This window comes from Mucilaginibacter sp. P19 (assembly GCF_050632265.1).
GTDB lineage: Bacteria > Bacteroidota > Bacteroidia > Sphingobacteriales > Sphingobacteriaceae > Mucilaginibacter > Mucilaginibacter gossypii.
This window is the reverse complement of the sequence record NZ_CP192586.1, coordinates 1,878,161-1,896,423: the sequence shown is the minus strand read 5'-3', so window position 1 is coordinate 1,896,423 and position 18,263 is coordinate 1,878,161. Positions and strand designations below refer to the sequence as shown.

Annotated in this window: 26 protein-coding genes; 16 read left to right on the top strand and 10 right to left on the bottom strand. The window is 42.8% G+C overall.

Annotation, left to right across the window (positions count from 1 at the left end; translation table 11 throughout):
* The first annotated feature begins 14 nt into the window (after window positions 1-14).
* The 6 genes from ACQ86K_RS09015 (at window position 15) to ACQ86K_RS08990 (ending at window position 3,091) form a co-directional block, all read left to right on the top strand.
* A complete protein-coding gene (locus tag ACQ86K_RS09015; protein WP_143020824.1) occupies window positions 15-227 on the top strand; it encodes a hypothetical protein in 213 nt (70 codons plus the stop codon).
* 170 nt (window positions 228-397) lie between these two features.
* Window positions 398-1,255, top strand: coding sequence for a glycoside hydrolase family 16 protein (locus ACQ86K_RS09010; protein ID WP_091171312.1), 858 nt, complete (start codon window positions 398-400; stop codon window positions 1,253-1,255).
* 110 nt (window positions 1,256-1,365) lie between these two features.
* Complete coding sequence (locus ACQ86K_RS09005; RefSeq protein ID WP_091171309.1) at window positions 1,366-1,566, top strand: hypothetical protein; 201 nt, start codon at window positions 1,366-1,368, stop codon at window positions 1,564-1,566.
* Window positions 1,567-2,287: 721 nt separating this feature from the next.
* Entirely contained in the window at window positions 2,288-2,518 is a 231-nt protein-coding gene (locus ACQ86K_RS09000) for a hypothetical protein (protein ID WP_091171306.1), read from the top strand.
* An 83-nt stretch (window positions 2,519-2,601) separates the two neighbouring features.
* Window positions 2,602-2,991: a VOC family protein gene (locus ACQ86K_RS08995; RefSeq protein WP_431200216.1), complete on the top strand. Its 390-nt coding sequence runs from the start codon at window positions 2,602-2,604 to the stop codon at window positions 2,989-2,991.
* Complete coding sequence (locus ACQ86K_RS08990) at window positions 2,960-3,091, top strand: VOC family protein (protein WP_431200215.1); 132 nt, start codon at window positions 2,960-2,962, stop codon at window positions 3,089-3,091. The genes ACQ86K_RS08995 and ACQ86K_RS08990 overlap by 32 nt, the downstream gene beginning before the upstream one ends.
* 240 nt (window positions 3,092-3,331) lie before the next feature.
* On the opposite strand, the gene ACQ86K_RS08985 is transcribed toward ACQ86K_RS08990, so the two are convergent.
* The 4 genes from ACQ86K_RS08985 to ACQ86K_RS08970 form a co-directional block, all read right to left on the bottom strand.
* Window positions 3,332-3,547: a hypothetical protein gene (locus ACQ86K_RS08985; RefSeq protein WP_091171302.1), complete on the bottom strand. Its 216-nt coding sequence runs from the start codon at window positions 3,545-3,547 to the stop codon at window positions 3,332-3,334.
* An 87-nt stretch (window positions 3,548-3,634) separates the two neighbouring features.
* Window positions 3,635-4,036: a hypothetical protein gene (locus ACQ86K_RS08980; protein ID WP_176844516.1), complete on the bottom strand. Its 402-nt coding sequence runs from the start codon at window positions 4,034-4,036 to the stop codon at window positions 3,635-3,637.
* 20 nt (window positions 4,037-4,056) lie between these two features.
* Window positions 4,057-4,368: an RNA polymerase sigma factor gene (locus ACQ86K_RS08975; protein WP_431200214.1), complete on the bottom strand. Its 312-nt coding sequence runs from the start codon at window positions 4,366-4,368 to the stop codon at window positions 4,057-4,059.
* Between the two features lie 4 nt (window positions 4,369-4,372).
* Entirely contained in the window at window positions 4,373-4,630 is a 258-nt protein-coding gene (locus tag ACQ86K_RS08970; RefSeq protein WP_431200213.1) for an RNA polymerase sigma factor, read from the bottom strand.
* A gap of 236 nt (window positions 4,631-4,866) precedes the next feature.
* Between ACQ86K_RS08970 and ACQ86K_RS08965 the strand changes: the two genes are divergently transcribed.
* Window positions 4,867-5,346, top strand: a complete 480-nt coding sequence (locus tag ACQ86K_RS08965) for an Lrp/AsnC family transcriptional regulator (RefSeq protein WP_091171299.1) — start codon at window positions 4,867-4,869, stop codon at window positions 5,344-5,346.
* 6 nt (window positions 5,347-5,352) lie between these two features.
* Window positions 5,353-6,309, top strand: a complete 957-nt coding sequence (locus tag ACQ86K_RS08960) for an EamA family transporter (RefSeq protein ID WP_091171296.1) — start codon at window positions 5,353-5,355, stop codon at window positions 6,307-6,309.
* 160 nt (window positions 6,310-6,469) lie between these two features.
* Here the strand turns inward: ACQ86K_RS08960 and ACQ86K_RS08955 are convergent, their stop codons facing one another.
* Window positions 6,470-7,477, bottom strand: coding sequence for an ABC transporter ATP-binding protein (locus ACQ86K_RS08955; RefSeq protein WP_091171294.1), 1,008 nt, complete (start codon window positions 7,475-7,477; stop codon window positions 6,470-6,472).
* A 171-nt stretch (window positions 7,478-7,648) separates the two neighbouring features.
* Between ACQ86K_RS08955 and ACQ86K_RS08950 the strand changes: the two genes are divergently transcribed.
* Window positions 7,649-7,858: a hypothetical protein gene (locus tag ACQ86K_RS08950; protein ID WP_090524308.1), complete on the top strand. Its 210-nt coding sequence runs from the start codon at window positions 7,649-7,651 to the stop codon at window positions 7,856-7,858.
* Window positions 7,859-8,040: 182 nt separating this feature from the next.
* On the opposite strand, the gene ACQ86K_RS08945 is transcribed toward ACQ86K_RS08950, so the two are convergent.
* Window positions 8,041-8,502 (bottom strand): hypothetical protein, encoded by a 462-nt coding sequence (locus ACQ86K_RS08945; protein ID WP_143020823.1) that lies wholly within the window; start codon window positions 8,500-8,502, stop codon window positions 8,041-8,043.
* A gap of 354 nt (window positions 8,503-8,856) precedes the next feature.
* Between ACQ86K_RS08945 and ACQ86K_RS08940 the strand changes: the two genes are divergently transcribed.
* Window positions 8,857-10,422 carry a M20/M25/M40 family metallo-hydrolase gene (locus ACQ86K_RS08940; protein WP_091171288.1) on the top strand — a complete coding sequence of 522 codons (1,566 nt, stop codon included), beginning with the start codon at window positions 8,857-8,859 and terminating at the stop codon, window positions 10,420-10,422.
* 228 nt (window positions 10,423-10,650) lie between these two features.
* Here ACQ86K_RS08940 and ACQ86K_RS08935 read toward each other — a convergent pair whose 3' ends face one another.
* From ACQ86K_RS08935 to ACQ86K_RS08925, 3 genes are all read right to left on the bottom strand, one after another.
* Window positions 10,651-10,788, bottom strand: a complete 138-nt coding sequence (locus ACQ86K_RS08935) for a hypothetical protein (RefSeq protein WP_167516184.1) — start codon at window positions 10,786-10,788, stop codon at window positions 10,651-10,653.
* A 295-nt stretch (window positions 10,789-11,083) separates the two neighbouring features.
* Window positions 11,084-11,638, bottom strand: coding sequence for an RNA 2'-phosphotransferase (locus ACQ86K_RS08930; RefSeq protein WP_176844515.1), 555 nt, complete (start codon window positions 11,636-11,638; stop codon window positions 11,084-11,086).
* Between the two features lie 24 nt (window positions 11,639-11,662).
* Window positions 11,663-12,724, bottom strand: a complete 1,062-nt coding sequence (locus ACQ86K_RS08925; protein WP_091171286.1) for a helix-turn-helix transcriptional regulator — start codon at window positions 12,722-12,724, stop codon at window positions 11,663-11,665.
* A gap of 271 nt (window positions 12,725-12,995) precedes the next feature.
* Here ACQ86K_RS08925 and ACQ86K_RS08920 point away from each other — a divergent pair, with 271 nt between their 5' ends.
* From ACQ86K_RS08920 to ACQ86K_RS08905, 4 genes are all read left to right on the top strand, one after another.
* Window positions 12,996-14,450, top strand: a complete 1,455-nt coding sequence (locus tag ACQ86K_RS08920; protein ID WP_431200212.1) for an RtcB family protein — start codon at window positions 12,996-12,998, stop codon at window positions 14,448-14,450.
* 201 nt (window positions 14,451-14,651) lie between these two features.
* Entirely contained in the window at window positions 14,652-15,431 is a 780-nt protein-coding gene (locus ACQ86K_RS08915; RefSeq protein WP_143020822.1) for a hypothetical protein, read from the top strand.
* Between the two features lie 36 nt (window positions 15,432-15,467).
* Window positions 15,468-15,803: an AAA family ATPase gene (locus tag ACQ86K_RS08910; protein ID WP_431200211.1), complete on the top strand. Its 336-nt coding sequence runs from the start codon at window positions 15,468-15,470 to the stop codon at window positions 15,801-15,803.
* Between the two features lie 13 nt (window positions 15,804-15,816).
* Complete coding sequence (locus tag ACQ86K_RS08905) at window positions 15,817-16,212, top strand: AAA family ATPase (RefSeq protein ID WP_431200210.1); 396 nt, start codon at window positions 15,817-15,819, stop codon at window positions 16,210-16,212.
* 20 nt (window positions 16,213-16,232) lie between these two features.
* Here the strand turns inward: ACQ86K_RS08905 and ACQ86K_RS08900 are convergent, their stop codons facing one another.
* Entirely contained in the window at window positions 16,233-16,826 is a 594-nt protein-coding gene (locus tag ACQ86K_RS08900; RefSeq protein WP_091171276.1) for a dihydrofolate reductase family protein, read from the bottom strand.
* A 374-nt stretch (window positions 16,827-17,200) separates the two neighbouring features.
* On the opposite strand from ACQ86K_RS08900, the gene ACQ86K_RS08895 reads away from it, so the two are divergent.
* Together ACQ86K_RS08895 and ACQ86K_RS08890 are read left to right on the top strand one after the other, a co-directional pair.
* Complete coding sequence (locus ACQ86K_RS08895) at window positions 17,201-17,806, top strand: NUDIX hydrolase N-terminal domain-containing protein (protein ID WP_431200209.1); 606 nt, start codon at window positions 17,201-17,203, stop codon at window positions 17,804-17,806.
* Window positions 17,807-18,034: 228 nt separating this feature from the next.
* A complete protein-coding gene (locus ACQ86K_RS08890; protein ID WP_090524279.1) occupies window positions 18,035-18,214 on the top strand; it encodes a hypothetical protein in 180 nt (59 codons plus the stop codon).
* Window positions 18,215-18,263: the final 49 nt, after the last annotated feature.

Here is an 18,263-nt window from a genome sequence, read left to right as displayed (position 1 = left end):
TAAAACCATTCATTTTGGACGGGATAAATATATATACTGCCCAGGATAACAAAAATACAGCCAGTGCCAAACCTCCAACTATTAAAAGATTTGGGCCTTCAGGGTCATTAAAAAGAAAGAATAGCAACCTGGACCAAATGATAGCTGTTACCGCCAACATTATTAATGAAACCTGTTTTGACCTGAAATATAAATTTGCTGTGGTATTACCCATGACCTTAAGATGAGTATTACACAAATATAACAATGCAAGCAGAGATTCTCAATTTGTTTATTTGTCAATGTATCTTCTAAGTTTCAAACCGGGACGTTACTGTAAAATTATGATCGCAATTGGTAAATACTAAATTCGTGTCATCCAATTTATCTACTTTTAAACCCTTATCTCACACTTCAAATGAATCTAAAATATCTGCTGCTATCAGCTCCACTTTTATTAGCATTACAGGCATTCGCTCAGAATAAAACTACGGATACTGTTTTCTTTGAAGATTTTAATAAACCAACCCTCAACAGGAGCAGGTGGAATGTTGAAGTTACGGGCAACACTGTTAATGACGAGCAGCAGGCCTATGTTGATTCGGCGGCTACCATTTATATGATAGATGGTAAAGCCGAAGGTGCAGAAAACGGCGCGCTTGTTTTAAAGGCTTTATATAAACCCGGCTTTACCAGTAAAGAGCAGCGTAAATATGATTTCATTTCAGGCCGCATTAATACCCGAGCTAAAATGGAGTTTACATATGGTACTGCCTCATGCAGAATGAAAATGGCGGCAGGCGCAGGCCTATGGCCAGCCTTTTGGCTGCTTGGAAACGGTAAATGGCCCAATTGCGGCGAAATTGACGTAATGGAAACCGTAGGCGACTCAAGCTGGGTAAGCCATGCTTTACATGGCCCCGGCTATTTTGGCGATACGCCGCTTGCAAAACGTGTATTTTTCCCCGCAGGCATTGATGTTACCCAGTGGCATGTATATTCGGTAGACTGGTTGCCTGAGAGCCTTGTTTTTAAGGTTGATGGCAAAATTACCTATACAGTAACAAAAGCAATGGTTGAAAAATATGGCCGCTGGGCTTTTGATAACAAAAAATTCATCATCCTTAATTTTGCATTAGGTGGTGGCTATCCTGGTGGTGTTAACAAGGTTACCAAACCCTATCATGGCTTATCAGAAAATACAGTTAACAAAATAAAAGCCGGTGATGCCAAAACCATTGTCGACTGGGTGCTGATAACTAAAACTGTGAATTAATATTGTTGATACATTTGTAAAATAAAGGTTATTTAAATTTTACTTTCATAAAACATTGGGTAAATTTTATTGCCATATTTTTGAATTATTAAAAATAACATCATCTACCCATGGCAATATTAACCGTACAAATACCCGACTCAGAGATCTTTACTTTATCAAGTATAGTTGAACAGATATCAGGCAGCATCATCAAAGTTACTGCCGAAGAAGACATCAATCAGGGCGATTGCATTTTGCATAAAGACGACCTTATGATTAAAAACAAACTGGAAGGTAGCCTTCATTCACGGCACCTCTGGAACGATTGATTTTACCATAAACAATCCCGGTTTTTAAACGCCATAAACAAAACAGGCCGTGCTTCATCAGCACGGCCTGTTTTGCTGTATTTACTTGTTTTAATTATGTATAACTACGCGTTCGTGTACACGAACCCTTTCGTCGTGTCGTCGCCTGTGTCGTTCCCGGTATTCGGTCGAACAGCTTGTAAAGCCCATTGCTGCTAATATTAATAATGAAATTGAGCGTGAAACAGTAGTTTTCATAGCAAATGATTTATTAGTTTTCGATAGATAAACTATGGCCAAACAGTTATCATGCCATAAGAGTGCGGCAACAAAGCGGTAAAAGGAATGTTACAGTAGGATAATCATCAGTCGAAAACTATTTCAAGCGACAACTCAGGAACTCCGTCGCTCCATAACCTGATTAATCCAAACAAACAGAAAACCGATGGCCAGAAAGGCTATAAGCATTAATAATCATATTGCTCCATAGCTGTTTGCAGCGTTAAATTAATATAAAACGGTACTGCAAAACACAAACAACTATTATTATCTCCTTAAATAAATAATAATCTGCAAAGGGCAGTAACATAAACCCAGTTTCATACGTATTATATTTTCATGGAGGATTTTATTCTCAATTAGTATTTTTTTAACTTTTTGGGATAAAATACGACTACTTTAACAAGTTGATTGACCTGATAACCAATCGCAATTAAAAACTTAATTAAACGCCGGATGAAGTATGAGGGGCTATGTTAATATACCAGGATCGGTTGATTGTAACTGCTGCAAGGTTTGCGGTGCAAGACCAATAATTGTGCTGATTAAAGATATTGGATATGTAGTAAAATGCCCTGTTGATGACAGTCATTACAGGACCGATGCGGGCCTTATTGATATTAATGACTGGAATTTACACAATATCAATTGTATTAATCACGAGGACGAAAAATTGATATTCAGTTTTCATTGAATGCTTGTGTAATTTATTTGTGCATTACTTTAACCATAATGCTAAACCTATATCTTTAGGCATTTAAATTACAAATCCTAACAATGAGATCTTTATCAATAATCTTTAAAACAGCCAAACTAACCACGTTGCTGCTGGCAATAACTGTGCTTTTGCCTGTGGTTTGCAAAGCCCAAAACGGTACCGATATCTCACCGGTAATTGATCATATTGCCATTACTACCGGTAACCTTAAAAAAAGCACCGAATTTTATACCAAAGTATTACACCTTAAAAAAGTTGACAACCCCTTTGCCGATACCGTACACCAATGGTATAGCCTTGGCAATAATGTGAAACTACATGTTATACAGGCTGAACGCAACGAAAAACAGGTTAAAGGCGTACACCTTTGCTTCACCGTTCTCGTCGGTAAAAGAGTTTGCAAAAACACTCGATCAAATGAATATCCCTTACTCAAACTGGAAAGGTGACAGTAAAGAACCTACCTACCGGGCAGATGGCGTATTGCAACTTTATTTCCAGGATCCGGATGGCTACTGGATTGAAATAAACAGCCCGGCTAAAAAATAAGCCGGGCTGCCAAACAATCACTTAACTAAATTTTTGAATTTCTTTTTAACCAATAGCCTTTGCACAGCCAAAAGCCCTAAAGCACTATTATTGGGAAGAACACCCATATTACCGCCGCAGCAGCGTTAGGGATTTGAACCACCGGGCCATAAATGTATCCTGTAACAGGGATGCTTAACAAGATATGGTCCCATCGGATCTCACCTTACGTTCAAGCGCGGCCGTCATTGTAAACAGGTATTAGTAATCCAGCTCCTGGCAATAGATGCCGGCGTTTTGCAACAACGATTCGATATAACGAGGCGAAAGATCCTTAGCTTCCACCCGTAAAATATTATCGCAGTCTTCCAGGTCAAAGTTCCATTGGGCTATGGCGGGTATTTTGGTTAATAAATTTTGTACCCGGCTCACCTGCCGTCTCTGCCGTACACTTGTTGCAAATACCAGTACATCCATTGTTATGTTATTTGAGGTAGATAAATATAAATTTATTTAGAACTGAAAGCGGAATGCATAAAGCTTAAAGCTGATATTCCTGATCGCTTACTCAGCCTTCTTTTCTTCGTTTGTGGTAGTCTTAAAATCGTCCCAGTCACGGCTAAACCTGCCATGCCCGTGGCCTTTCCATCCGCACATGCGGTCTTCCCACTGAGCGCGGAATTTATCTCTGTCTTCAGGGCTCATATTTTTAAAACGTTCAGCCATGCGTCCGCGCATCCAGGGCGCACCTCCTCCGCCTTTAGGGCCGCCTTTCCCAAAACCAAACAAAATCTTGCATAAAATAAATATGCCAACGGCCTGCCAGTAAGTAATGGTTGTTACATGTAAAATATCCGGCAATAAATTATTCCACAGCTGCATTACCACAAAGCTGATGACGGCCAGGCAAGCGATCACCCCAAGCGGAATGAAGAAAAATCGCCTTTTATAAAAAAATGGTTTCATGTTATATAATGTCTTAATTTTTAATATTCAGTAATTTCGGTGTAAAGCTGGGCAAGCCGTTTGCGCAAGTGTAGTACGGCGTAACGTTTCCTTGATACCAGCGTGTTGGTATTTAGCCCGGTACGTTTGGCAATTTCCTCAAAGGGGATATCTTCAAGCTCATGCCAAACAAATACCTGTTTTTGTTCTTCGGGCAATTCATCCAGCGCAAAAAATAACTGCTCCCAAAAAAGGTTGCGCAAATACTCGGTTTCGGGAGTGGTAGCTTCGGTAAGGAGTATGGCTTTAAAGTCCGGTGCCTCATCGTCATAATCCTCATCATCGGCCAGCATATCATCAAGCAGGGTTTCCGTCTTTTTTATGCTTATCAGTTATTTTGTTCCGGGCCACCCGGTATAGCCAGGCGCTGGTTTGTTCAATCGGTTCAGAATTAATAACAGCGCTAAACTGGTACCAAACATCCTGGAGTATATCCTCGGCGTCGGCATCGTTTTTTACCCTCCGGCGAATAAATCCCAACAGGCTTTTACCATACGACGCAATTGTTTGTATGATGTGGCTGTTTTTGTCCTGGGGCATTATCGCTGTTGTCAATTTCTTTATCCTTTTTAAAGATAAAGACGATTGTGATTTAAAAACATTTTAATTTTTTTCAAAAAAATCTATTGCATATCAAAAAGTCATTTCAGACAGCTAAAACAGTATTTATTTGATTGCAGAAGCGACTTAAGCAACTGATGTTTAAACATCATAAAGACAGTTTTGTTGAATTAAATTCATTTTAATTAAAAATATTTGAACTTTATTCAATTTATACCGAATATTACTGTATGATTAACGAACCGGAAATTATTTTAGATAAAACCGACCTGCATATTTTGCGATTGATGCAGGAAAACGCCCGGATCTCTAATGCCGACCTGGCCCGTGAGCTTGGCATGGCGCCATCCGGCATTCTTGAGCGCGTAAAAAAACTGGAACAAAAAAATGTGATCCAACAATATACAATGCGCATCAATCCGGCGGCCCTGCAGCAAAAAATGCTTGCTTTTATATTTATGAAAGCGGCCGATGGGCCAGGAAGCGATGCTACATCAGGCGAGCTGGCCAAGATACCCGAAGTACAGGAAGTGCACCACATAGCCGGCGACGATTGCTATTTAATAAAAGTGCGTACTTATGACTCCGCCTCGCTAATGAATTTAATGCGCACTCACTTCAGTAAAATACCCAATATTTTGAGCACCCGCACCACCATAGTGCTCGAAACCAAAAAAGAACAACAACAATTGGTTATACCCGAAAAATAATATACCATGGCACCTACTACTGCAAAATCCACTTCGCCCTTATTAGTTATTATAGCTTTCGCCACTGTTTATATAGTATGGGGCTCTACCTACTTTTTTATAAAAATTGCAGTAGCTGGTTTTCCGCCGCTGCTGTTGGGCGCGCTGCGCTTCTTCACAGCGGGTTTGCTGTTAATGGCGTGGTGTGCAATTAAGGGTGAAAAGATTTTTGTAAAACAAAACATATTACATGCAGCAGTAAGCGGTTTCCTGCTGTTGGTAATAGGTAACGGTGCAGTAATATGGGCCGAACAAACTTTACCAAGCGCGATGGTGGCCATTATGGTAACATCGCCGCCAATTTGGTTCGTGCTGCTTGATAAACCCAACTGGAGCACCAACTTTAAAAGCAAAAGCACCATTGTCGGCCTCATCATTGGCTTTATAGGTGTGATACTTTTATTTCGGGATCAGATCGCGGACGTATTGGGATCATCGGCAGGTCCATCAAAATTACCAGGAATGATATTGCTTTTACTTGGTACACTGGGCTGGGCCTCCGGTTCATTATATTCAAAACATTATAACACTAAAGGATCGGTATCGGTAAATACGGCCTGGCAAATGCTTGGAGCCGGCATATTTTTTATTCCCGCAAGTTTTTTAAACAACGAGGTACAAACCGTACAATGGCATGCCATACCGGTACAAAGCTGGTATGCCCTAGCTTATCTCATTATATTTGGATCGATAGCGGCATTTAGCGCTTATGTATGGCTTTTACAGGTGAGACCGGCTACCCAGGTTGGTACCTATGCCTATGTTAACCCGGTGATAGCCGTATTATTGGGGGTAATTTTTGCAGGCGAACATGTAACGCTGATCCAGGTTATTGGACTGGTTGTAATATTGAGCAGTGTGTTGCTGATCAATTTATCGAAGTATAGGAAGGCAAAACATAGAGAACTGGCAGTAGCAAAGTGAACACAAGCGCTGAAACGAAAAAAATAAAAACTATGTCATTGCGCAGCGCGGCAATCTCGTAGTCAATACATAGCCGGCTTGCGTAGCTACGAGATTGCTTCGTCGTTCCTCCTCGCAATGGCATTTTTATTAAAAAGTCCCAAAGAGACAAAAGTATAAATCAACTCTCCCATTTTCCAAATTCAAAATACTTACTGATACTGATGCCAACTTTACTGCCAACCGGGTACTTACGCCTGTCGTAATTAATTACCCGCAGTGTTAAACCATCTTTTTCAACAATAAGTTCTTCAAAAAAGCCTTTAAACAATACCATTTTCACCAGCCATTTGCTGCCCAGGCTGCTAATTTTAATATGCTCGGCGTAAACCACCACCACGCTGCGTTTACTTTTTATGCTGCAAACTTTTGCCTGGGCCGATGTTAGCCGGGTACAGCTGGCCAGTATTTGTGCCGTGTACAATAATTTAGGCGCATGATATAACTGCTCAGGACTGCCGTTCTCCACAATCTCCCCTTCTTTAAGTACAATAAGTTCATCGGCCATGGAAAGGATCTCGGCAGGATCATGCGATACCAATACTACGGTAACTCCCCATTCCTTTACAATATACCTGATATCGTGCTGTAAACCTTCCCGATAGGTTGCATCTACCTGGTTAAAGGGTTCATCAAGCAGTAAAACTTCCGGGCGGCTAATCAATGCTTTGGCAATGGTTACACGCTGCTTTTCGCCACCGCTTAATTTACCAAAGGGCATTTCTCTAATGGTGTAGATATTTAAAAGGTTCAAGGCTTCAGTAACATGATGGATAGCCTGACTTTGATCTTCGGCAGGCAAACCTTCACATATAGTGTCCCATACCGATATTCGCGGATCAAGATCGTTATCGTGCTGCGCTACCATCCGCATAACCTTATGGGCATGCTGAATACCTTTTTGCCTGCTTAATACCTGCTCCTCCTTAAAAAACACCTCACCATGGTCGGGCTCCAGGGTACCATATAACAGGTTGAGCAAAGTGGTTTTCCCGCTGCCGCTTTCACCTACTATCGCTGTTATTTTTGCTTTTGGAATAAAAATGGTAACGTTATTAACCCCCGAAGACTTATCCCCAAAAAAGTTTTTAGTAACCGATATGGTTTCCAGTATCAGATTATCTTGCATCTACGGTAATTAATTTTCAGGATGTTATAGGAAAACCATTCACCCCGGATCCAGGCTTCTAATCTAAAGAAAAGTTGAAAGCAAAAAAACTTAATATGCCAATCTGAACGACAAGCGCAAAACAAATAGTAACTAAACGCTATTTATTATCAATAACCAAATTATATAACCATGAACAAAGCCATAGGGATTGTACTCATTATTGTAGGTGCGGCCATGCTCATCTGGACAGGTTTTACTTACACCAAAAAAGAAAAGATCATTGATGCCGGCCCTATACAGGTATCGGCCGACAGGGAAAAAACTGTTAACTGGCCGCCCTACCTTGGCGGATTATTAGTTATAGGCGGTATTGTTGTAGTTGCTACTTCAAAAAAATAGAGGCTTATTTATTATCTGCCACTTTAAGTACGCTAATATCCTTACCGGCAAGCAGTTGCAAATGGGCCAACCACAAGCTTAAGAAAAAACAGGTCATATTTATATATATGCAAAAAAGAAGGCCACATCATTTGTTTTATGATGCGGCCACGGGGATGCTGCCCCTCAGCAATTTAATATCATTAAGCCGAAACCAGATCGGGATTATGGTTAACCTGGCTAATGGTAAGCGCCTGCTGAATGTTGAGCCCGGCACCCTGCTGGTCCGACATCCATTTTTGGATCAGTGCATTTAACGTGTTCAGCTGGCTGGCATAAGCATCCGGGTTAACGCCTTTCAGTTTTGCTAAATAAGCCACCGCGTCGGCTATTTTTTGCGCATCTGTTTTGCCATCTTCCTGTACAGCCCAGTTTAAATCGGTAACCACTTTGGGCAGCCATAATTTAATGCCGTTCACAATTACTGCTGATGCCGGCACCAGGGTTTCCAGCGTCATTTCCAAAAACTGGCCGGCCTGGCTTGCTTCAAGGTTTTTGATTCCGTTAGCAACTTTGTCGGCTACGGTAATGATTTCATGTACAGCGTCTGAAGCGTTGTGGAACAGGGATTTTACATTATCCCACATTTTTGATAAAAAAGACATAGGTTGTAGTTTTAAGTTTATATAATTTGATTGTTGGTTCACAAACGTTTAAAGCCATATACAGGCGACCCGAACACTATAAATACCATTGATTTAAGCTATTTGCTGATTCAGAAAACTACAAATAGCCTTCGGGTTAAATGACTTTATTTAGAGAAGATAAAATTGACGATAAAAACAGCCGGGTAACATAGTGTTTATACGCTTTCGGGATGCGGTTTTTACGTTATTTAATGACATCTGGGGTGTTGCCAATGTTTTATTGTGTTAATGGCACGGCTTAGTTCAGGTTTTACCCCCTCTTATTTATATTTTTCAAACTAAAACCTTATATTCAAATATAAAACCCTCATTATGAAATATATAAAACTCAATTTTATTTTCGGCGCGCTGTTGTTTGCCAGCACCGGTAGCTACGCCCAGCAGGAAGTTATTGATACTGCAGCTTTCAGTCGCATCCGCAAGGCAGAGCTTAGCAGCTCACAAATTCCGCAGATAGCGCATTATTTAACCGATGTATCCGGTCCGCGGTTAACCAATTCGCCGGGTTATGCCCGGGCAGCAAGCTGGGCAGTTGCCACCATGAAAAAATGGGGAATGACCAATGCCGCTACCGAGCCCTGGGGCACTTTTGGCAAACAATGGGAAGTGCAGGATTTCAGTATGATGATGCGCGCACCCTATAATGCCCAGATCAGGGCTTATCCTAATCCATGGAGCCCGGGCAGCACAGGCTTGCTGCAAGGTGAAGTTATGATAATTACATCGGCACAGGCTATAGATACTGTTTATCTTAATAGCCACGCTACCGGGTTTAAAGGCAAATTTGTACTGGTTACCGGTGAGGCGGCTGATTATAAAAAGGACTTTGAGCCATCGGCCGAAAGACTGGCCGACACCGCGTTAGCCAACCTGAAGGATACTTATATGGTGTCCCGCTCCATGATCGACATGTATACTACTAAATATCTGAAGATCTTTAAAACAGCAGACCGCATATTGAAAAACGCTGGTGCGCTGGCATTCATTAGCGCGGGCCGCAGTAATGTTAACGGAACCGTTTTTGTGCAAGGGCGCTACGGCTATAAATTAACTGATCCGGAAACCGTACCGCAGGTTACCATGGCTTCGGAGGACGGGCAGAAGATCAAACGGCTGATCCAATCGGGCCAGAAAGTTGAACTGGCCATGAGTTTTACGGACAAAACATCTACCGAAGATACAAACGGCTACAACGTAGTGGGCGAAATCCCCGGCACCGACCCCAAACTAAAATCGCAGCTGGTGATGCTGGGCGGTCATCTTGATTCGTGGCAGGCAGCTACCGGTGCAACCGACAATGCCGCAGGCTGCATTGTAATGCTGGAGGCCGTTCGCCTGCTCGATTCGCTTGGGCTTAAACCTAAACGCACCATCCGCATTGCACTGTGGAGCGGGGAAGAGCAGGGTTTGCTGGGTTCATTCGGGTACGTTAAAAGCCATTTCAGGGATGGCGTTAAATTTACTGTAAAGCCCGAGCAGGCTAAAGTATCAGCCTATTTTAACCTGGATAATGGTACCGGAAAAATCAGGGGGATCTTTGCGCAAAACAACGAAAAAATGAAACCGATATTTGAACAGTGGCTAAAACCCTTTAATGACCTTGGTGCCACAACGGTAACTATGGCCAATACCGGGTCAACCGATCACCTGGCGTTTGATTGGGCTGGCATACCGGGTTTCCAGTTTGTGCAGGACCCTATTGATTATGAAACCCGCACGCACCACAGCAATATGGACGACTACGACCACCTGATGATAGATGATCTGAAACAGGCCGCCATCATCGTAGCCTCATTTGTGTACCAGGCCAGTATCCGACCTGAAATGCTGCCAAGGAAACCGCTTGTAAACGAAACCTTTGTTTTTGATGGATTTTAGCAGAATAGCACGTCCGTGATTAAATAAGCATACTAAGACGCAAAGGGAAAAAATCTTTGCGTCTTAGCGAAAAATATTTTCCTCAACGTATATTTTAATAAAGGCTTGTTTAAACTTCAAAAAAACGACTGGTGATAAACAATATGAGCATCAGGAGATATCGATGCTTTGCAGAGCCGGCCCCGGTTTGATCACAGGGCCGGCCCTCTTAATGGATTTGAAAAACAATTAAGAACGGTTAACGGGTTTCAGGATCCGCCGGTCTTCAGCTTTTTTGTTTAACCTGTTTTTAACAAATGAGTTGACCATAATAACCAGGATACAACAGGCAACCAATACGTAAATAATTAGGATGTGCTTTGGCATTTCAGTTTATAATTTCCTAAATGTAACAGGTTTGCTACTTAACCTGCAAGCGTTTTTTAAAATAAAGTTTCGACTAATTTGGTACAAAAGTCAAAAAAATGTCATTTTCCAATTTCGGAATTCGGATGTTCGATTTGGGATTTATCCTGAGTGATTAAATCCATGGACTCTGAAGGTTAGATGACAAAGAGGGCCTGTCAGTCTGAGCCTGTCGAAGACTCGTGTGCAGGGGCCCTGTCCGCCATACTTCGACGGGCTCAGTATGACACCCATTTTTTAAGTCGTCATGGATAGGTTAAGAGGAATATTTTCCGATAAAATCTATCGGTACAAAATCGGTAAGCCACACCTTGTTTTCTGACAGATAGAATTTATGACCCAGCCGGTGCATTTCACCCGCCGCAACGGTTAACACCACAGGTTTACCATGGCGTTGACCAACCTTAACAGCCGTTTCCAGGTCGTTGCTTAGGTGTACGTGCTGCCGGCTCCGCTTTTCGAGCCCGGTTTGCAAAATCGCCTCAATCGACTGGCTCCCTGTGCCATGATACAGCACATCCGGTGGTATTTGTGCTTCATAACCCAGCTCAACCTCAACCGAATGCCCCTGGCTGGCGCGGATCTTCTGCCGGGCATCATCAAATGCGAAACGCTTTTTGGCGTTAGTTTCAACTATGTGGTTCAGTATTTCAAGAGTTATGGCTTTACCATGTGCAGCCGCTTTTAGCAGCAATTCGTCAACGGCTACCCAGCCCTGCTCATCAAGTTTAATATTTATTGCTTCGGGCTGATGACGTAATACTAGGCTTAAAAATTTACTTAAGCTGGTAGTTTCTTTTTCGCTTATCATTAGCACTAATATAAATGCTTTACGTCACGAATTTAACAAACTGCTCAAATTCTTACCCTGCGGTACAGGGCTATCCCCAGCATAATGCTCCAGAGATTTCCGGTACAGATCCTTCATTTGTTTAACCAGGATCCGCGGACCAAGCACTTTCAGTTTAGGCCCGAAACCGAGCAATTCACGCTCCAACTCGAAGTTCATGATCACCCTAATGCTGAATATTGTTCCGTCTGCCGTAACTTTTAATATTTTTTGCGTGTGGTGCAATGGTTTGGTAATAACATACGGGGCATTTTTATCATCTACCCAAAATATGACTTCATTATCGCGCTGACCCGGCGATTTGGTAACGCCAAGCACATCATTATAATAAGTAGCGAGATTGATCCGGGTGTTTTCAATGTACTCGTCAATATGTACCTCCACAGTCTGAATCCTGTCGAGCGCCAGGGTAAGCAGTGGTTTATTCCTTACGTGTGATACGCCCAGCGCAAACCATCGGTTACGGTACTCCTTCAACAAATAAGCGCTGAAGCAAAATGTACTGGCCTCCCTTGCTTTGAATGACTGATAGCTAACACACAACGTATTCTTGCTTACAATAGCCTTACGAATAATCTCAATCCATTCCAACCCCTTCAGGTTATCGTTCTTTTCAAAATCAACCACTGGCACACTGTGTGTTTTCTGGCTGTAGATCTTGTCTTCCAGTTTGGTTACCATTTCGTTAAGGTCGGCAAAATGCCCCAGGCCTTTAAACTGGCCCAGCAAACCGGCTACCTCGCTCAACACCTGCATGTCCTGGTTATTGAGGGGGATGTTATTGATGCTGTAATTCTTGTCGGAGTAGGTGTAATACTTTTTATCAACCACTACAATAGGCGCTTCGTACCCCAGCTTATTACTGCGCATCATCTCCATATCGGCCTGCACGGTGCGGCGGCTTACCCCGCTGTTTATCCCCTGGTATTCGTACAAAGCTTCGGAGCAGGCTTCAATCAGGTCGTCAAGTGTCCACTGCCGGCGGCGGTTTTGCAGGCAGCTATCAATGGTTCGGTAGCGGATAAGGGCGTTGCGGTTTACAGGCATATTTTGATTTCGGATTTAGGATGTTAGATTTCGGATTTATTTATTCTTTAATTTCCCTACCCCCTTTGCGGCGAAGCCGGAGAGAGGGTCAACAAGCGAAGCGATGTCGGGGTGAGTCGACACACCAGTTCATGACTTTTTTATAATATTATTAAATTATTCTCAACTGCGCAAATACATTGCGCAGTTGAAATTTTACTTTGTATCGTTAAATAACAAAAGCAGCTAAACAAGAAACCCCTCCGCCAATTGGCGGAGGTTTAAGAGCGCTATGGAAAAGATAAAAATAAGCAACAACCAATTAACCGCATTAGGTATTAACGACGTAAAAATATTGGAGAACTTTAGCCGTGTGGCGAATGGCCTGCTAAAACACGGCGTAATGGATAAGGAACAGATCCTGGCCAACCTGGAAGCCCTTATTGACGACCCAATGCCTTATGCCCTTAAAAAAGGCGGCAAGTTTAAGAACCTGGCCGAGGCGGTAATTGATCTGCGAAAAGAAGGAAAATTTTTAAAACAGCCGCGAACCAACTTCGCACTGAAACAGGAAATTGCCGATTTCCCGGTTTACGGCCTTGAGCATATTGAAGTGGGTGCGCTTGCGCAGATGAAAACCGCGATTAAGTTACCCATAGCCGTAGCAGGTGCTTTAATGCCCGATGCCCACCAGGGTTACGGCTTGCCTATTGGCGGTGTGCTGGCTACAACTGCCAATACCATCATCCCCTTTGCGGTTGGGGTGGATATTGCCTGCCGTATGTGTTTGAGTATTTTTGATTTGCCTGCCGGTGTGGTTGACACCGAAACCGACATTCTTAAAGGGCTTCTGCTTGATCATACCAACTTCGGCATTGGCGGGGTTACCAAAACGCATTTTGATACCTCGTTGTTCGACAGCCCTGTATGGAGCGAAACCAAGACAATCCGGAACCTTAAGAATAAAGCCTATTCACAATTGGGTACCTCGGGTACCGGCAACCACTTTGTTGAATGGGGCGAACTTACCGTTGCCGAAGGAGCGCTTGAAGGCATCCCGGCCGGTGGTTACCTCGCTTTATTGTCGCACTCAGGTTCGCGCGGGTTTGGAGGGAGCATTGCCGATCATTACTCAAAAATTGCTATGAGCAAAACCAAGCTTCCGCAGGAGGCCAAGCATTTGGCATGGTTAAATTTAGATAACGACGAAGGGCAGGAATACTGGATTGCCATGAACCTGGCCGGCGATTACGCCAGCGCCAATCATCACGAAATCCATAACAAAATTGCCCGTGCGCTTAACCTTAAACCGGTAATGATGATTGAAAACCACCACAACTTTGCCTGGAAAGAGCAGCTTGCCGATGGTACCGCAGTAATGGTACACCGAAAAGGCGCTACTCCGGCAGGCGAAGGTGTATTAGGGATCATTCCCGGCAGTATGAGCACACCTGGCTTTGTAGTGCGCGGTAAAGGCGATGCGGCTTCTATCAACTCCGCCTCACACGGTGCAGGCCGTTTAATGAGCCGAAGCGCCGCCTTCAAAACTGTCGACCCGAAAGCAGTTGCCGCTAACCTCGCAGATAAACGCATCACCCTGATGGGAAGCGATTTGGACGAAGCGCCGATGGTGTACAAGGATATCCATGCTGTGATGGCCGCCCAGCATGATCTGGTTGATGTACTGGCAAGCTTTCAGCCGAGGATAGTGCGGATGGCGGATGCTAAGGAAAAGCCGGAGGATTAGGAGAAGAGTCTTAACTTGGGAGTTTGAAGTTGAAAATCAGATTTTTAATTATATTTCTAAACGCTGCCGCAAGTGTCCTCACTTGTGGCCCGCGTTTAGGTTATCTACATGGAGAGCCACCGGTTTGCTTAATAATGCCCACAAGCGAGGGCGCTTGCGGGAGCTGGGACTGGGTAGGCAAACAACTAAACCGAATCACGAATGCTTATATTGTCGCAATCATATAACCTCTTGCTTGAAGTATTTTATTGGGGCCTGCAATGGGAACTAATTACAAAAGCCGAAGCTGTAAAATGGGCCGATGATATCATCATCACTACAGAAGATATTCCGGATTATTTTTTCATTGAGCTTTCAATGAGCAAGAGCATCACAGAAGCAAAGGTGCTTATCAAAGACAAAATAAGTATAAGCAATGCACCTATTATAGGCAATGTATTGCTTGGGTTAATTTATCATAAACTCAATAGCAATAATATCGGGTTACAAAAAGCATGCGAAGTAATGGACCGCATCGCGTTAAATGATACGATGGCCGGTGACAAAATGGGTTCGCTATACCAGTTTAGCGATGAGCTGCAGGAAGCATTCCGCCCGGAACACTACGACTATCTGCGTATTGAAATTTTAGAATTTTTATCGATCTATAAAGATTTTGCATTGGACAATTACGATATGTGGCCTTCCATAAATGACCAAATCGAAACGCTCATTTTTAATATAGCACAACAAAGAATTGAGCAAAACGAGACATTCAAGCAGGCGCAAAACCCCATCAATTTTATACACCAGTTTACTATAAAAATGGCATTGTATATATTGATATTGGGAGCCGAAATAGTAATATTATCAAAGGTTGATTTAACATATAAATTCAGTAATGATCTCTATGCTATATCATTAATAATATTTGCAATTGCGATGTGTTATCCTGTTGTATGGGTGATATATCGTGCACTGGCTAAGCTATTTCGATTATAATCTTTATTCACCTCCATTCCCTATCTTTACCCTACTATGGAAGCCAAACCTTTTCTCCAGGAGATCCAACTGAAACGAGATATGGTGCCATCGTTTGATGCTTATCCGTTTCACATCCCGGCTATCAGGAACTTGTCGTCATTAAAGTTCCATCGCGATGTTACTTTTATCATTGGCGAAAATGGTTCGGGGAAATCAACGCTGGTAGAGGCCATCGCTTTGCATATGGGTTTCAGTATCGAGGGAGGCTCAAAAAACGCGCAGTTTCAAACGCATAATAATCTCGTCGCAACTTTTCAATTATTTAACCGGTATAAAAAGCTACAAAAAGCCAACCGATTATTTCTTTCTCCGGGCCGAAAGCTTTTATAACGTAGCCACCTATATGGAAAATGTTTATGAAAACGACAAAGGCACGTTTGCACGGCAATATGGAGTAAAGTCGCTTCATGAATGCTCACACGGCGAATCGTTCATGGCTACGCTAACCAACAGGCTTACCGGCAACGGGCTTTACATATTTGATGAGCCGGAGGCCGCCTTATCGCCAAACAGGCAAATGGCGGCACTCTCGCTCATCAATACGCTTGTGAATGAAAACTCACAGTTCATTATAGCCACCCACTCCCCCATTTTATTAGCCTACCCGGGTGCAACCATTTACCAACTGGATGATTCGGGTATTAAACAGGTACGTTACGAAGAAACGGAGCATTACATGGTTACCAAACATTTCCTGAACAACTATACAGAGATGACGCGGATCCTTTTTGGGGAATGAGTAATTCCCTCCAAGCTTTTTTAAGCTCCCATATTACCGGTCTTAACCTCCCCGGCGCGTTTGTAATTAACAAAGACCACTCCGCTTGGTGTAACGGTGCTTTCTGTTACCTCCAAAGTAGTAGGCACGGTGTCCTCACTGAATATGGTTTTTCCTTTGCCAAGCAGTACCGGGTATATTTTAAGCCAAAGCTCGTCCACCAGGTCATGTTTCAGTAACAACTTAACCAGTTCGCCGCTGCCCCAGACTTTGATGTCCGAACCTTCTGAATCTTTCAGTTTTTTAATATCTTCTATGCTTGTAAGGAACACGCTGTTGTTCCAATCGGATTTATCCTTTGTATTGGATAACACGTATTTTGTTACCTCATTGATACCAGGCCAATAATCCGCATGCTTAGGCCAATACTCTTCAAAAATGTCGAACGTTTTCCGGCCTAACAGAATATCTGTCGCTTCCATCTGCTTCTGCATCATCTTACCCGAAACTTCATCCATAAAAGGTGCCGACCAGCCGCCATATTTAAAACTGCCTGATTGATCTTCTTCCGGTCCGCCGGGTGCCTGCATTACGCCATCTAATGTCATGAATGTTAAAACGATTATCTTTCTCATAAGATTTACCTCCCAAAGTGGTTGATGTTTAAAATTTGTTTTTTATTATGATACAAATCTCAGCAATAAGGCAATAATGCCTGCGGTGTATATGCGACCAATGATAGGTTGAATGCGACAGATAATAAAGTACTCATTTCCGAAGAGAGACTCGAACTCTCAAGAGTTATAGATTGCCGTGAAACTATAAAGTGTGCCCAGAACGAGATTCGAACTCGTATATCCTGAACCTAATCAGCAGGAAGCAGGCACAAGAAAATCCCAGAGTATTTAAAAGTAACAAATTCCCTCCATACGCAAAACATCTTTAAACAATGATTTTATAATTTCTTTACCCCGGTTATATCAGCTGTTAGCTATATTGCAGGCACCATATGAAAAAGAATTATATCGACCTGCTTGAAAACATTTATGCCCTGGCACAAACCGGTATCAGGTATACCAAAAGCCCTTTCGATATGGAGCGCTATCAAAAACTGTTGGATATAGCCACACAGGAGTACAGCGAATTTACCGGCCTGGAAACCGAAGTTTTAAAAGAACGCTTTCGTAACGATCTGGGATATGCCACACCCAAAGTAGGAGTTAACGGTATCTTGTTTGATGACAATGGCCGCCTGCTGGTTGAGCACCGCAGCGACGACCTTTTGTGGGGTTTGCCCGGCGGCTGGGTTGATATTGGCGAAGACCCGGAAACAGCCATGAAACGTGAGTTTTGGGAAGAGGCCCGGCTAATTGTTGAACCGGTTGAGATCATTAAATTCTTCGCTGTCCCCGCCGGTCAATTTCAGCAGCCCCATAGTTCAGTTGTAGTGCTTTATTTATGCAAATACGTTAGCGGCAATATCGAAACATCCATAGAAAGCCTCGAAATAAAATTTGTCGATCCGGCCGAAATAACCACCTGGCATAAAAACCACGGAGAGTATGTAAAAGAGGCCTTACTTCATCGAAAAAAGCCCTGTCGCAAGTGTAAATAAATTTGTTTCGGTCACTTCTATTTTATCCACTCCTTTATGAGCTGACGGTTTCTTTTTTCAGTCTCATTTAATATACTTTCCGCAAAACCGGCAACTATCCGCATAAAACGGCACTCTATTTCACATAAAGCGTAAAGATTTGACCATCAATAAAATATAAATGTATATTTATATACCTGCTCGCTTAGCAATTAACTGAACTCAAACTGATTTTTAAACATTAAAGCCATGAGTACATCAACCAAAGCGTTCGACAAAAACACCTCTATGGGTTTTAGGGACAAAAATACCTCAATGGGATTTGCTGATAATGAAACAGGCCTTGAGCCCGAAGACGAAGCCGCCGACGGGTTTGTAGCTTCGCCCGACCCGGATAATGCAGCTGAAGAACCTTCGATGGATAGTTAGGAATCTGTTTTATCCGGCTGGTGCCATTGCCCTGTATATCTATCCCCTT

Bases quoted from the DNA above. Each gene is read 5' to 3' on its own strand.
- ACQ86K_RS09010 (WP_091171312.1), top strand. From the start codon at position 398: ATGAATCTAAAATATCTGCTGCTATCAGCTCCACTTTTATTAGCATTA.
- ACQ86K_RS09005 (WP_091171309.1), top strand. From the start codon at position 1,366: ATGGCAATATTAACCGTACAAATACCCGACTCAGAGATCTTTACTTTA.
- ACQ86K_RS09000 (WP_091171306.1), top strand. From the start codon at position 2,288: ATGAGGGGCTATGTTAATATACCAGGATCGGTTGATTGTAACTGCTGC.
- ACQ86K_RS08995 (WP_431200216.1), top strand. From the start codon at position 2,602: ATGAGATCTTTATCAATAATCTTTAAAACAGCCAAACTAACCACGTTG.
- ACQ86K_RS08990 (WP_431200215.1), top strand. From the start codon at position 2,960: ATGAATATCCCTTACTCAAACTGGAAAGGTGACAGTAAAGAACCTACC.
- ACQ86K_RS08985 (WP_091171302.1), bottom strand. From the start codon at position 3,547: ATGGATGTACTGGTATTTGCAACAAGTGTACGGCAGAGACGGCAGGTG.
- ACQ86K_RS08980 (WP_176844516.1), bottom strand. From the start codon at position 4,036: ATGAAACCATTTTTTTATAAAAGGCGATTTTTCTTCATTCCGCTTGGG.
- ACQ86K_RS08975 (WP_431200214.1), bottom strand. From the start codon at position 4,368: ATGCTGGCCGATGATGAGGATTATGACGATGAGGCACCGGACTTTAAA.
- ACQ86K_RS08965 (WP_091171299.1), top strand. From the start codon at position 4,867: ATGATTAACGAACCGGAAATTATTTTAGATAAAACCGACCTGCATATT.
- ACQ86K_RS08960 (WP_091171296.1), top strand. From the start codon at position 5,353: ATGGCACCTACTACTGCAAAATCCACTTCGCCCTTATTAGTTATTATA.
- ACQ86K_RS08955 (WP_091171294.1), bottom strand. From the start codon at position 7,477: ATGCAAGATAATCTGATACTGGAAACCATATCGGTTACTAAAAACTTT.
- ACQ86K_RS08950 (WP_090524308.1), top strand. From the start codon at position 7,649: ATGAACAAAGCCATAGGGATTGTACTCATTATTGTAGGTGCGGCCATG.
- ACQ86K_RS08945 (WP_143020823.1), bottom strand. From the start codon at position 8,502: ATGTCTTTTTTATCAAAAATGTGGGATAATGTAAAATCCCTGTTCCAC.
- ACQ86K_RS08940 (WP_091171288.1), top strand. From the start codon at position 8,857: ATGAAATATATAAAACTCAATTTTATTTTCGGCGCGCTGTTGTTTGCC.
- ACQ86K_RS08935 (WP_167516184.1), bottom strand. From the start codon at position 10,788: ATGCCAAAGCACATCCTAATTATTTACGTATTGGTTGCCTGTTGTATC.
- ACQ86K_RS08930 (WP_176844515.1), bottom strand. From the start codon at position 11,638: ATGATAAGCGAAAAAGAAACTACCAGCTTAAGTAAATTTTTAAGCCTA.
- ACQ86K_RS08925 (WP_091171286.1), bottom strand. From the start codon at position 12,724: ATGCCTGTAAACCGCAACGCCCTTATCCGCTACCGAACCATTGATAGC.
- ACQ86K_RS08920 (WP_431200212.1), top strand. From the start codon at position 12,996: ATGGAAAAGATAAAAATAAGCAACAACCAATTAACCGCATTAGGTATT.
- ACQ86K_RS08915 (WP_143020822.1), top strand. From the start codon at position 14,652: ATGCTTATATTGTCGCAATCATATAACCTCTTGCTTGAAGTATTTTAT.
- ACQ86K_RS08910 (WP_431200211.1), top strand. From the start codon at position 15,468: ATGGAAGCCAAACCTTTTCTCCAGGAGATCCAACTGAAACGAGATATG.
- ACQ86K_RS08905 (WP_431200210.1), top strand. From the start codon at position 15,817: ATGGAAAATGTTTATGAAAACGACAAAGGCACGTTTGCACGGCAATAT.
- ACQ86K_RS08900 (WP_091171276.1), bottom strand. From the start codon at position 16,826: ATGAGAAAGATAATCGTTTTAACATTCATGACATTAGATGGCGTAATG.
- ACQ86K_RS08895 (WP_431200209.1), top strand. From the start codon at position 17,201: ATGAAAAAGAATTATATCGACCTGCTTGAAAACATTTATGCCCTGGCA.
- ACQ86K_RS08890 (WP_090524279.1), top strand. From the start codon at position 18,035: ATGAGTACATCAACCAAAGCGTTCGACAAAAACACCTCTATGGGTTTT.